This window comes from Microbacterium sp. MPKO10 (assembly GCF_026107415.2).
In the GTDB taxonomy this organism is placed as follows: domain Bacteria; phylum Actinomycetota; class Actinomycetes; order Actinomycetales; family Microbacteriaceae; genus Paramicrobacterium.
Genome location: NZ_JAPCHX010000005.1, coordinates 296,387 through 309,290, shown reverse-complemented (window position 1 = coordinate 309,290; position 12,904 = coordinate 296,387). Strand labels below are relative to the sequence as shown.

12 protein-coding genes are annotated in these 12,904 nt (G+C 65.6%); 6 read left to right on the top strand and 6 right to left on the bottom strand.

Annotation, left to right across the window (positions count from 1 at the left end; all coding sequences use genetic code 11):
- Positions 1-17: 17 nt before the first annotated feature.
- From OK352_RS12465 to OK352_RS12455, 3 genes are read right to left on the bottom strand one after another with little or no spacing between them, the layout of a single operon-like run.
- A complete protein-coding gene (locus OK352_RS12465) occupies positions 18-917 on the bottom strand; it encodes a TM2 domain-containing protein (protein ID WP_265141811.1) in 900 nt (299 codons plus the stop codon).
- A 59-nt stretch (positions 918-976) separates the two neighbouring features.
- Positions 977-1,642 (bottom strand): LuxR C-terminal-related transcriptional regulator, encoded by a 666-nt coding sequence (locus OK352_RS12460; protein ID WP_265141810.1) that lies wholly within the window; start codon positions 1,640-1,642, stop codon positions 977-979.
- Positions 1,639-2,844 (bottom strand): ATP-binding protein, encoded by a 1,206-nt coding sequence (locus OK352_RS12455; protein ID WP_265141809.1) that lies wholly within the window; start codon positions 2,842-2,844, stop codon positions 1,639-1,641. The genes OK352_RS12460 and OK352_RS12455 overlap by 4 nt, the downstream gene beginning before the upstream one ends.
- Before the next feature lie 113 nt (positions 2,845-2,957).
- Between OK352_RS12455 and OK352_RS12450 the strand changes: the two genes are divergently transcribed.
- Positions 2,958-4,697 (top strand): PspC domain-containing protein, encoded by a 1,740-nt coding sequence (locus OK352_RS12450; RefSeq protein ID WP_265141808.1) that lies wholly within the window; start codon positions 2,958-2,960, stop codon positions 4,695-4,697.
- Positions 4,694-5,149, top strand: a complete 456-nt coding sequence (locus OK352_RS12445) for a hypothetical protein (protein ID WP_265141807.1) — start codon at positions 4,694-4,696, stop codon at positions 5,147-5,149. The genes OK352_RS12450 and OK352_RS12445 overlap by 4 nt, the downstream gene beginning before the upstream one ends.
- 168 nt (positions 5,150-5,317) lie before the next feature.
- Here OK352_RS12445 and OK352_RS12440 read toward each other — a convergent pair whose 3' ends face one another.
- The 3 genes from OK352_RS12440 to OK352_RS12430 form a co-directional block, all read right to left on the bottom strand.
- Positions 5,318-6,730, bottom strand: a complete 1,413-nt coding sequence (locus OK352_RS12440; RefSeq protein WP_265141806.1) for a sodium:proton antiporter — start codon at positions 6,728-6,730, stop codon at positions 5,318-5,320.
- 172 nt (positions 6,731-6,902) lie between these two features.
- Complete coding sequence (locus OK352_RS12435) at positions 6,903-8,084, bottom strand: FAD-dependent monooxygenase (protein ID WP_265141805.1); 1,182 nt, start codon at positions 8,082-8,084, stop codon at positions 6,903-6,905.
- Complete coding sequence (locus tag OK352_RS12430; RefSeq protein WP_265141804.1) at positions 8,081-8,698, bottom strand: TetR/AcrR family transcriptional regulator; 618 nt, start codon at positions 8,696-8,698, stop codon at positions 8,081-8,083. Before OK352_RS12430 ends, OK352_RS12435 begins: the two co-directional genes overlap by 4 nt.
- A gap of 218 nt (positions 8,699-8,916) precedes the next feature.
- Between OK352_RS12430 and dnaK the strand changes: the two genes are divergently transcribed.
- The 4 genes from dnaK to OK352_RS12410 are packed head-to-tail and all read left to right on the top strand — an operon-like array spanning position 8,917 to position 12,861.
- Positions 8,917-10,776, top strand: a complete 1,860-nt coding sequence (gene dnaK / locus OK352_RS12425) for a molecular chaperone DnaK (protein ID WP_265141803.1) — start codon at positions 8,917-8,919, stop codon at positions 10,774-10,776.
- A 2-nt stretch (positions 10,777-10,778) separates the two neighbouring features.
- Positions 10,779-11,462: a nucleotide exchange factor GrpE gene (locus OK352_RS12420; protein WP_265141802.1), complete on the top strand. Its 684-nt coding sequence runs from the start codon at positions 10,779-10,781 to the stop codon at positions 11,460-11,462.
- 5 nt (positions 11,463-11,467) lie between these two features.
- On the top strand, positions 11,468-12,439 hold the full coding sequence (locus tag OK352_RS12415; protein WP_265141801.1) for a DnaJ C-terminal domain-containing protein: 972 nt from the start codon (positions 11,468-11,470) through the stop codon (positions 12,437-12,439).
- Between the two features lie 2 nt (positions 12,440-12,441).
- A complete protein-coding gene (locus OK352_RS12410) occupies positions 12,442-12,861 on the top strand; it encodes a heat shock protein transcriptional repressor HspR (RefSeq protein WP_265141800.1) in 420 nt (139 codons plus the stop codon).
- Positions 12,862-12,904: the final 43 nt, after the last annotated feature.

Genomic DNA, 12,904 nt, shown 5'->3' with positions numbered 1-12,904 from the left:
TGATGCGAACTCTTTCGCTAGTCACGCAAGGGGCGACCCTGTGCATCCGTCTGGAACGACTGTGCGCGGGCGAGCACCATGATCCCCTCGATGAAGCCCCACAGGGCACCGAAACCGAACGTCACGAGCGTGACGATGATCTGGGCAATGCCGATTCCGGCGTAGCCGAGGTAGAAACGGTGGATACCCCACCCGCCAAGGAAGATGCCGAGAAGCCCCGCAGCGAGGCGGCTCTTCGCATATGGGTCGTAAGGCTGCGCGTAGCCTGGCTGCGCATAGCCCGGCTGACCGTAGGGCTGCTGCCCGTACGGCTGCTGGCCATAACCGGGAGCCGGCTGTGCGTAGCCCTGGGCCGGTTGACCGTAACCCGGTGCGGGCTGGCCAGGCTGACCGTAGCCCTGCGGTGGCTGCTGCGGCTGACCCTGCGGCGGAGGAGGCATCTGTGGCCCGCCCTGGGGCGCACCCGGTGCTCCGGGCTGCGGAGCGGGCGGTGCCTGCGGTACTGCCTGCGGTGCGGGCGGGCCCTGGGGAGCAGACTGGTCTTGTGGAGCAGGCGCTGCGGGCGGTACCGGCGGCTGATCCTGCTGCGGCTGCCCAGTCTGTGCCTGATCCGGCTGCGGCTGGGCGGCAGCATCCTGCTCAGCGTCGGCGGCGCTCGGAGCTGCCTGCGGGTCAGAGGACGGTGCCGCCTCGGGCGTCGGAACTTCTGCTGCGTTCGTCTCATCTGCAACAGTCTCGGCCGGCTCTGCCGCCGGAGCTTCAGCTTCGGGCGTCTCAGGAGCCTTGGGCGTGGCTTCAGGCGTGGCTTCCTCGGGAACCTCGGTCGCGGGAGTCTGCTCTGCCGCCTGCTCGTCGCTCGGGCCCTCGGGCTTATCGCTCGGCTCCGGAGAGACCGGGGGCACGTTGTTATCAGTCATACTTTTCAGCCCATCTTTCGTGGTCGTGTGTTCCGAGGGGACTTCTGCCCGTCAGCGCCCTACAGCAGTTTGCGTTCGAGTGCCCAGGCCGTGAGCTCATGCCGTGACGACAGCTGCAGCTTGCGCAGCACGCTCGACACATGGGTCTCGACAGTCTTGATCGAGATGAAGAGGTCAGCAGCCACCTCCTTATAGGCGTAACCGCGGGCGATCAGCCGCATCACCTCTTGCTCGCGTTTCGAGAGCCTGTCTAGCTCGTGGTCTGCCTGCGCCGTCTCACCGCTGATCGCCCCGAATGCGTCGAGCACGAAGCCGGCCAGCCGGGGCGAGAACACGGCGTCTCCCTCGGAGACACGGCGCGCAGCATCCGATACCTCGGCTCCAGACGAGCTCTTCGTGATGTACCCGCGGGCACCCGCCCTGATGACGCGCACGACGTCATCGGCAGCATCCGAGACGCTGAGAGCCAGAAAGACGGTGCTGGGGGAGGTTGGTGCGGCCCGCATGACGACTTCGGCGCCGCCTCCGCCTGACCCGCCGGGCAGGTGGACATCGAGCAGGACGACGCGTGGAGTGAGCTGCCCCACGAGAACGATCGCTTCATCGACACTCGCCGCCTCGCCCACCACGTGGATGTCGGGGGCGAGGTCGGCGCGCAGGCCCGACCGGAAGATCGAGTGATCGTCGACGATGAGCGTCGTGAGGTTGTGATCGGCGTCAGTCATGCGCCCTCCGTGCCCGTGAGCGGCATGCGCAGCAGCACGTCTGTTCCGGTTCCGCCCGGTCCGCGCCGGATCGTCGCCGTTCCGCCCATTCTGCTCATCCGCCCCATGATTGATTCGCGTACCCCGAAATGGCCGTCGGGAATGTCGTCAAGATCGAAACCGGACCCCCTGTCCGAGATCGAGATCTCGATGCCCGTCGGCGAGCTTTCGGAATACACCGTCACTGTACCGCCTGCGTGTTGGGCCGCGTTCAGCATCGCTTCGCGTGCCGCGGCGAGCAGACCTTCCGGTGCCTCGGGGACGGCTGAACCCGTCGTAATGACATCGATGCGCGCCGAGAAGTCGTTTTCGAGAGCGGATGCTGCGCGGCGCAGCTCTGCTGAGAGATCGAGGGCGCCGCCGACGTTCTCGGCGAAGAGCCACTCGCGCAGCTCACGCTCCTGCGCACGAGCCAGCCTGGAGGCATCGCTTCCGGGCTCAGCCTTCTGCTGAATGAGCGCGAGCGTCTGCAGCACCGAGTCGTGCAGGTGCGCGGCAACCTCGGCCCGCTCGACGTCGCGGGTGCGGGCGGCGCGCTCCTCCGCGAGGTCGCGCGCCAGCCGAATCACCCAGGGAGCGACGACGACGGCGACACCGAGAAGAACGGCGGATGCCGCGAAGAACACGGTCCAGATGTTGGGCTCACTCCCGGTCACGAAGAAAAGCAGAATCCCCAAGACGACAAGCACGAGCGCGCCGAGGGCGCGAACGACGAGCGCCGACCTCCCGGAGTCACGTCCGCGACGCAGCTCGTCGAATTGCCGCCACGCGAGGCCAGCTCCGGCCAGTGCGACGACGGCAGGAATGATGAAGGCGAGAGGGATGCTGACGCCCATCCGCGAGGCGATCATCGCACCGCCCGCGAGCAGCAGGGCGATGCCAAGCAGAATCTCCGTGATGGGCGCGCGCGAACCCGCAGCATCCGCTGACTCGTCTGCCGTGCTGGGCTGGGTCAGCACCGATTTCACCGCCGTTCGGCCTTCGCTCACGGGAGTGGCTGCCCAAAGCCAGACATAGAGAAGCAGACCGGCACCCCCGCACAGCGCAAGAATCGCCGCCGCGACACGCACGACGCCGACCGCGATGCCCGTGTGCTCGGCGAACCCGGCACACACACCGCCGATCACGCGCAAGCGCGGGCGAACGATTGCTGCTGTCTGCATGGGTCAATCCAAGCATCTCGCGCGCTCAATGGGCAGGATCAGGGCCAGAAGTCAGGGTCTGGTCAGGGGCAACCCCCATGGTGCGGGTTTCTTCTCGCGGGCATTCTTGAAGCATGACGAATCACAACGGGCACACACAGCCGACGAACGAGAACCCCAACGGGTGGTCGGCACCGGGCGGATTCTTCGATTGGATACGAGGAACCGGACTGCGGCGCACCGACGACCGGTGGATCGCCGGAGTCTGCGGCGGCGTCGCCGAGCGCACTGGGCTTGACCCGATGCTGGTGCGCGGCATCGCCATCGTGGTCGCTCTGCTCGGCGGGCCTCTCTTCCTCGCCTACGCCGCGGGGTGGGCACTGCTGCCGGACACAACGGGCAGCATTCACGTGCAGCGCATGCTTCAAGGCATCTTCGACCCCGCGCTCATTGCGATCGGTGTGCTCGTTGTCCTGACGTTCATGCCCTTCGCTCAGGGCATCTGGTGGCAGGGTGCACCGGGCTGGTGGGGAATGCCCGGCTGGCTTGAGGGCATGCTGCGCACCGGATGGGTCATCGTTCTGGTGGCCGGGATCATCTGGCTGGTTGTCGCGATCTCACGCCGGGCTCCGCGCCCGAATCCGAACGATCCCGCCGCGCCGCGCAGCCACACCGATTACTGGGGCGCGAGCGAGCAGGCCGGGGCGGCACAGACGGCGAGCTTCGCCGCAGGGTCATCCGGCGCCGCCCAGCCCACAGCGACCCACGACGCAGCGACCCATGACGCAGCTGCCCATGACGCAGCGACCCAGGCTGCAGGTACACCGAGCAATCAGGGTGCGGGCGCAGCAGCGGGGAGCGCAACAGCCGGGTCCGCCGCAGAACCTGCCGCAGAACCTGCCGCAGAGCAGGCGTCGACGAGTCACCCAATGGGCGGTCACACGGGGGACAGCCACGCAACGACGGGGGCATCGGCAACGGACCCGTACGGAACGAACGCGTACGGATCGGCAACCGGGCAGCCCGGAGCAGCCGGATTCACCGGTGCCCCAGCGGGCGGTCCGACTGCGACCCCTCCCGCGGGCGCTCCTGGCCCAGCCTGGACGCCGTCTGCCCCGGGATATCCCACGCCGCAGCAGCGGCAGGCCGAGGCGCGTGCCCAGCATGAAGCACGGATGCGCGAGCACTCCAGACGTCGTGCCGAGAACGCGGCACGCTGGCGCGAGCGTCAGCCCGGCGCCGGATACGTCGCCATCAGCCTCGGGCTCTCCCTCGTCGGCGGTGCGCTCGCCGCGCTCGCCGCCGTCACACTCGGATGGCAGCAGAGCGCCCTCGTGTTCGGCATTGCCGGCGCGCTCGGCGTCCTCGCCATTGCCACGATCATAGCCGGCATCCGCGGGCGGGAAAACGGCGGACTCGGGTTCTTCTCGACAATCGCCGTGATTGCTCTCGTCTTCGTCGGCATCGTGCCGCAGGGAGCGCAGTTCTCGGCATTCGGCAACACGACGTGGCGCCCCCAGCAGATGGACGCATCGCAGTCGCAGAGCTACGTTGCGGGTCTGGGAACGGCGACGATCGACCTGCGCGACCTCGACCAGGCCTCAGAGGGCGGCGACGTCGACCTGTGGCTGGGGCTCGGAAGCGCCGAGGTCATCATTCCCAACGACGTTCCCATGGAGGTTCACTTCAACGGCGCGGCGGCGACCGTCAACACCAGTGGCGACGCCGACGTCGACGGCACGCCCCGCGGCCTCTTCCCCTCAGCCGTCGTGCAGAACGACGCGGCAGAAACCGCCGATGAGTCCGACATCACCACCGTGCACGTGCGAGTTCTGTTCGGCACGGCAGACGTCACAGTAAGGAACGCATCATGAGCACCGAACCAACGTCACCCGAGGACGAGACTCGCGCGGGCGAGCGGTCACCATCGGAGCCGACAGGAAGCACGTCGGCAGTTCCAGCAGCGGATCCCACACAGGGAAGCAACGCGAACGTCGGCACCAGCAACGCGGGAGCGGACGGCGCACAGCCATCGCAGCATCCGCAGACGGGCCCGACCGCTGCCTTCGCCTCGGCGCAGCAGCCGTGGGCTCAGCCGTCACACGAAAGCCCGGATGCTGTGCCACAACCACAACGCCGGACTCCGATCTTCGGCACTATCTTCTGGGGCGTCATCCTGCTCGTCTTCGCCGTCGTCATGGTGGTGCTCGCGATCCCCACGATCCAGGTCGACGTCGTCGCTCTGACGATCACCGCCCTAGTCGCGCTGGGAGCGCTCCTCGTGGCGGCAGGCATTGCGGCCTCCATCAGAAACCGACAGCGGTAGCGGCCTCGGGGAGGGACCGGCTCGGGCCGGCGATGCGCCAGGAGGAGTCGTCGATGCTCGGAGGTTCCCCGGCTTTCGGATCCACCAAATCGAAGGTTCCGGGGTCGGCAGGCCCACCGACTCACGGGCTGGCCAGTGCCCGGGCGACAGGTGCTTGGCGTGACCAGGTCAGCGGTTTGTGGGCGACGTCTTGTGCTCGCGTTCGCGCGCCGGCCTGGCGATCATCCAGACGGCGCGGCCGATGAGCGCGAGCGTCAGCAGGCCGCCGAGTACCGTCCACCAGATGTCGTCGGCGAGGAACAGCAGCACCATGGCGGCGAGCACCGGAGCCAGGTAGGTGAGCGACCAGCGGATGTAGCCGCCGAAGCTCGGCATCGGCACTCCGGCCGAGTCGGCTACCGACTTGGTCATGAAGTTGGGGCCGTTGCCGATGTACGTCAGGGCACCGCCCAGAACGGAGCCGAGCGAGATTGCGATGAGCAGAATCTCGGGAACACCGGCAACAAGGTTCGCGCCGTCGACGTGCGAGGCCATCTCGAAGAACGTGGCATAGGTCGGAGCGTTGTCGAGCACAGACGAGAGCCCGCCCGAGAAGATGAACAGCGTGATGTTCGTCAGCGGCAGCTTCGGCGCGATCTCACCGAGGTACTCGAGCGCCGGCATCATCGTCAGGAAGATCCCGATGAACAGAGCGCCCACCTCAAGAATCGGCGCCCAGGTGAACTTGTTGTCGACGAAGCGCGCCTCGCGGTTCCCGACGACCAGGGAGCCGATGGCTGCGGCGATCATCACGATTTCACGCCACGGGATGCTGTCGGCCAGCCCGGCTGTGCCGGCTTCGATCGCGTGGGCGTCGACGGAGGGAACGAATGCGACGGCGACAATGATCACGGCGAGGAAGAGCAGTCCGCTGCCGCCTCGCAGCCCGAGGGGTGTGCGCTCTTCGGTGTCGCGGGCGATCATCTCGGCCGGCTCGGTTGCGTAGGCGCGCTTGTCGATCGCGTAGAACGTCAGCAGTAACACCGCGTTGACGAACAGCCAGTAGGGCCACAGGCTGAATGTCCACTCAAAGGGCACGCCCCGCAGCATCCCGAGAAACAGCGGGGGGTCGCCGAGTGGTGTGAGAAGCCCCCCGCAGTTGGCGACGACGAAGATCGTGAACACAACAGTGTGAACGCGGTGCGTGCGCTCTTGGTTGGTGTTGAGGATCGGCCGAATAAGCAGCATCGCCGCGCCCGTCGTGCCGATGAACGAGGCGAGAACGCCGCCGATCGCGAGAAATATGGTGTTGTTGTGCGGTGTCGCCTTGATGTCGCCGGCGAGGAAGATGCCGCCGGAGGCGACGAAGAGAGAGCCGAGCAGAATGATGAACTGCCCGTATTCGATGAGGGCGCCCGTGACGATTCCCTGGTGACCTGCCGCGATGAACCACACCGCGACGGGTACGCCGAGTGCGAGTGCGACGATGAGCTTGACGGCGTTGCGATCCCAGGCCTTCTCAGTGGCGGGGATCAGCGGAAGGATCGCGATGCAGAGCAGCAACGTGACGAATGGGATGATGCTCCACCACTCGACGTGCATGGCGGCATCCTCTCGTCGTTCAGTGCGTGCCCGCTCGGGCGAACACAGAGACCAGGTTAGTGCGATCGATGCCACCGGGCGACATGAACTGTGCGCGGGAAGCGACGACGAGCCGACTGCGGATCTGAGTCATGGCGCTGCGACGATGACCTTCAGAGAGCGATGCGGTTGCCTACGCCGCGTGGCTGAGCTCGACGAGCGAACGGTGATCCTTCGGCAGAAGAGAGCCGGTCATCAGCCGGCTGAGCCCGGGAATGTGCATTGCGCGGAACCCCCAGCGCCGAAGCAGAAGCGTGCGCTTGGTGCGTGGCAGGAACCACTCGATGACGCGGTCACGCGCGGCAGCCTGCACTTTCGTCGTCTCGGGGTGCCACCTGCGCTCGTATTCGACGAGTGTGGCAGGGATGCTGCACCGCGACGTCGCGAGCATCTCGCCCAGAACGTACGCTCCTGCGACTCCCAATGAGGCACCCTGACCGGCGACGAGAGACACGGCGTACGCGGCATCGCCCACGAGCGCGACACGTCCGCTCGTCCAGCGCGGCATGTCGATCTGGGCCACCTGGTCGTCGTACATCTCGCTCGACGGCGGCGACTGGTCGAGCGCGCGATCAACAAGCTCTCCCATGCCAGAGAGCCGTCTGCGCAGTTCGGCACGCGGGTCGAGGTGTGTGTCTGTGTGCTGACCCGTCGTGCGATACACCGAGAACGTTGCGATTCGACCATCACCGAGGCCGTAGAGACCCATCTGCCTGTCGAGGGTCTCTGTGAGCACGAACTGCCCGTCAACCGCTCCGTAGAGCTGGTGATCCTGAAAGATGAACGCATTCGTGCGCATGCCGAGGTCGCGCAGATAGTCGCGTTCTGGGCCGAAGACGAGCGAGCGAACTCGGGAATGGATGCCGTCAGCGCCCACGATCAGGTCGGGCTCGAGCTCAGTTCCGTCTGAGAGCGTTGCTGACGAATCGGTGATGGCGTCGATGGTGAGTCCGTAGCGAATCGTCACGGAGTCTCGGAGCGCCTCTCGGAGCACGCGCTCCAGCGATGGCCGCAGGATGCTGACGAGTTCGCCTTGCAATGCCTTGAGAAAAAGACTGTAGTCGACGCTCACCGTTGTTCGACCGCTGTCGTCGACGTACCGGAACGTGCCGACGGAGCTCGCCGCGTCGCGAAGCTGCGTGCCCAGGCCCATGTGGGTCATCGCTTCGAATCCTGGCCCCGAGAAGTCGATCATGTATCCCTGCGGCCGTGGGCCGGGCGCATTGTCCACAACTGTGACATTCCAGCCCGCGCGATCCAGCTGGCCGGCGAGGGCAAGACCGGTGATTCCCGCACCGCAGATAAGTGCCTTCATTGGGGGAGTCCTTTCGGCTCGGGGGTGAGGAACGCAGAGATCAGCGCAGCGGCATCGTTCAGGGGAAGCTCGGGGTCGAGCCCTTTGTGCAGAATGAGCCCATCGAGCACCGCGAGAAGCGTCACGGCAGCGACATCAGGGTGCGGGTGGCCTGAGCGCGCCAGCGATGTCGATACCGCTGTTCGGAAGTCGCCGATCAGCTCCGTCATCTGCTCTCGCAGAATCGGGTCGCGCGTCGATGCCAGATACGCTTCGATGACCACACGCGACGAGGGATCGGTGCCGTCGTACTCGGCCAGTTCGGCAAGCATCGCGTCGGTGAGCGTCACCCCGGTCGATTGTTCAGCGAACGCGGCCTTCGCCTGTTCGAGTGCCGCCGTCATCTCGCCCAGAGCGGCCTGCCGAAGCACCGTCTGCAGCGACGCGAAATGGTAATGCACCAATCCTGATCGCACGCCAGCGCGCTCAGCGAGAAGACGTGTGCTGACAGCATTCCACCCCACCTCGCCGATGAGCGCTGCGGCAGCGGCGAGCAGCTTCGCACGTGCCGATCGGCCCCGCTCGGCGCTCGTCGCGCCGCGGGAAGATCGCGGTTGGTCATTCGCCTTGGGCATATGACCAATATAGGTCGTGAGGTGATCGTCGTCAAGGGTGGGGTGATGTGTCGTGAAAGTTGAGTCCCAGTGGCTCAAGATTTGCTGGGAGAAATTGACAGCCACTCCTGGCCGAGTAAACTTGAGTCGCAGGCACTCAAGTCAGCGTGCCGCTCAGACTTCGATCATCGCAACAATGCGCCACGCCAAAGACCTGGCTGGTCAGAAGGAGAAAACACATGTCCCGTGCAGTAGGAATCGACCTCGGAACCACCAACTCGGTGGTGAGTGTTCTTGAGGGTGGCGACCCCACCGTCATCGCGAACGCCGAGGGCATGCGCACCACCCCGTCGGTCGTCGCGTTCACCAAGGACAACGAGGTGCTCGTCGGCGAGACCGCAAAGCGCCAGGCCGTCACGAACGTCGATCGCACGATTGCCTCCGTCAAGCGCCACATGGGCACTGACTGGTCGTTCGCGGTTGAGGAGAAGAAGTACACAGCTCAGGAGATCTCGGCGCGCATCCTGCAGAAGCTGAAGCACGACGCCGAGCAGTACCTCGGTGACTCGGTCACCGATGCCGTCATCACGGTTCCCGCCTACTTCAACGACGCCGAGCGCCAGTCCACGAAGGAGGCCGGTGAGATCGCGGGCCTCAACGTGCTGCGCATCATCAACGAGCCGACCGCTGCCGCGCTCGCCTACGGCCTCGACAAGGGCAAGGAAGACGAGCTCATCCTCGTCTTCGACCTCGGTGGTGGAACGTTCGACGTCTCGCTGCTCGAAGTGGGCAAGGACGACGACTTCTCGACGATCCAGGTTCGCTCGACGTCCGGAGACAACCGCCTCGGCGGCGACGACTGGGACCAGCGCGTTGTCGACTGGCTGATCACCAAGTTCAAGGAATCGACAGGCGTCGACGTCTCGAACGACAAGATCGCCAAGCAGCGCCTCAAGGAGGCCGCTGAGCAGGCAAAGAAGGAGCTGTCGAGCTCGACGAGCACCAGCATCCAGCTGCCCTACCTGTCGCTCACAGAGAACGGCCCGGCCAACCTCGACGAGACGCTCTCGCGTGCGCAGTTCGAGAACATGACGAGCGATCTGCTCGAGCGCACGAAGAAGCCGTTCAGCGATGTCATCCGCGAAGCGGGCATCAAGGTGTCCGACATCGCGCACGTCGTGCTCGTCGGTGGATCAACGCGTATGCCGGCTGTTGCCGAGCTCGTGAAGAAGGAGACCGGAAAGGACGCCAACAAGGGCGTCAACCCGGACGAAGTCGTTGCCGTGGGCGCTGCCCTGCAGGCCGGCGTTCTGAAGGGTGAGCGCAAGGACGTTCTGCTCATCGACGTCACCCCGCTGAGCCTCGGAATCGAGACCAAGGGCGGCATGATGACCAAGCTCATCGAGCGCAACACCGCCATTCCGACCAAGCGCAGTGAGACCTTCACGACAGCAGACGACAACCAGCCGTCCGTCGCGATCCAGGTGTTCCAGGGTGAGCGCGAGTTCACGCGCGACAACAAGAACCTGGGAACATTCGAGCTGACGGGCATCGCCCCGGCTCCCCGCGGAGTTCCGCAGATCGAGGTCACCTTCGACATCGACGCGAACGGCATCGTGCACGTGTCGGCCACCGACAAGGGCACGGGCAAGGAGCAGTCCATGACCATCACCGGTGGATCGTCGCTCTCGAAGGACGACATCGACCGGATGGTGCGCGAGGCCGAAGAGAACGCGGCCGAGGACAAGAAGCGCCGCGAGCAGGCTGAGACGCGCAACAACGCGGAGCAGCTCGCCTTCTCGATCGAGAAGCTCATCAAGGAGAACGACGAGAAGCTGCCCGACGACGTCAAGAGCGAGGTTCAGGCCGACGTCGACGCGCTCAAGTCGGCTCTCGCGGGCGAAGACGATGACGCCGTCAAGACGGCCTTCGATAAGCTCAACGAGAGCCAGGTCAAGCTCGGTGAGGCGATCTACTCGCAGGCTCAGGCCGAGGGCGAGCAGGCGCAGGCAGCGGGCGAGCAGCCCACCGCTGAAGAGAACTCCGACGACGACGTCGTCGACGCCGAGGTTGTCGATGACGAGGACGAGAAGAAGTAGGAATGACTGACAAGAACCAGAACCCGGACGAAGAGCCGAAGGTCAACGACAAACGTCGCATCGACCCGGAGACCGGTGAGGTTCGTCAGCCTGAGGCGACCGCGGGGTCGGAGGCCACGGCCTCCGGCCCCTCGGCACAGGAGGATGCTGCTGCTGAGCAGCCCGCATCCGACGACGAGCTCACGGTCGACGACATTCTCGCCGCCGCAGACGACGAGAACGCTGAGGGCGAGTCGGCGGATGCAGAGCAGGCCGACGCGGAGAACGTGCGCGAGGCTGAGCTTCTGAGCGATCTGAAGCGCGTCAACGCCGAGTACGCGAACTACCGTCGCCGTACGGAGGAGAACCGCGAGATCGAAAAGCAGCGGGCGACCGGCAACGTGCTGACAGCATTGCTGCCCGTGCTCGACGATCTGGACCGCGCCGAGAAGCACGGTGACTTGGATGGCGACACGCCGTTCTCGCAGATCGCATCGAAGCTCCGCCAGTCTGTGGAGCGTCTCGGCCTGGCGAAATTCGGTGCCGAGGGCGAGGCCTTCGATCACAACAAGCACGAAGCGATCTTCCAGCAGCCCAGCCAGGACGTGGAGACAGAGACCATCGTCGACGTCGTTCAGACCGGATACTTCGTTGGAGACACACTGCTGCGAGCGGCCAAAGTGGTCGTCGCTGTTCCTGCTGAGTAGGTGCCATGGCCAGTCAAGATTGGTTCGACAAGGACTTCTACAAGATCCTCGGTGTCGACAAGAACGTGAGCCAGGCGGATCTCAAGAAGACGTACCGCAAACTGGCTCGCAAGTACCACCCGGATTCGCACCCGGGGGATACGGCTGCAGAATCGAAGTTCAAAGAGATCTCTGAGGCGTACGCCGTGCTCTCTGACGAGGCACAGCGCAAAGAGTACGACCAGGTCCGCGCGATGGGATCCGGTGCCCGCTTCACGGCGCCGGGTTCCGGCGGCGGAACGGGCGGCTTCGAGGACGTCTTCGGCGGCATGTTCGGCGGAGGCGGCGGCTACCAGCAGGCCGACTTCGATGACATCCTCGGCGGCATGTTCGGCAGCGGGCGGTTCGGGCAACCGAGCGGCGGATTCCGCGGCTATGGCGGCCCGACGCCCGGGCGTGATGTGACAGCATCCACAACCCTCGATTTCATGACGGCGACGAAGGGCGACACGATCACCCTTCAGACGTCAGAGGGGCGCCCGATCAAGGTCAAGATTCCCGCGGGAGTCTCTGACGGCCAGAAGATCAAGCTGCGCGGCAAGGGACAGCCATCGCCTGATGGCGGTCCGGCCGGTGACATCGTTCTCACGGTGCACGTCCGCAAGCACCCCGTCTTCGAGCGCGAGGGGCTGAACCTGCGCGTCCGCGTGCCCGTGACATTCGTCGAGGCCACGCTCGGAGCGACGATCGAGGTGCCGACGCTCGACGGCGCGCCCGTCAAGCTCAAGGTCGCCGCGGGAACACCGAGCGGTCGTGTGCTTCGCGTCAAGGGGCGCGGCGTTGAGACGACGAAGGGCACGGGCGATCTGCTCGCCGAGATCCAGGTGGCGGTCCCCGCACACCTCTCGGCTGAAGCCGAAGCGGCGCTCAAGGCGTTCCACGATCTCGAGCCGGGAGAGAACCCGCGCGATGAGATTCTGTCGAGGGCTCGAGGATAACCATGGACGAGAATTCACCGGTCTTCGCCATCGCGGTGGCTGCCGAGCTTGCGGGAATGCACCCGCAGACTCTGCGGCAGTACGACCGCATCGGGCTCGTGCGGCCCCGGCGGACGGCCGGTCGTTCTCGTCGATACTCGATGCGTGATGTCGAGCAGCTCCGCGAAGTGCAGAGACTCAGTGGCGAAGGCGTCAGCCTCGAGGGCATCGCGCGCATCCTGGGCCTTGAAAACGAGGTGGCTCGCCTCAATGCCCGTGTCCGCGACCTGGAGAACGCGCTCGCCGACCAGGTGCTCAAAGAACAGGGGAGACGCGTGTTTGCCGCGGGCGAGCACGGCGACGTCATCCCCCTGCGCAGCGGAACCCGCACGCAGAGACGCACCGAGATCGTCGTCTGGCGGCCACGCCGAGGCGGCGATTGAGGTCGTGAAGATTGTCACGCGCTGGCCACCGATCTGATCGGTG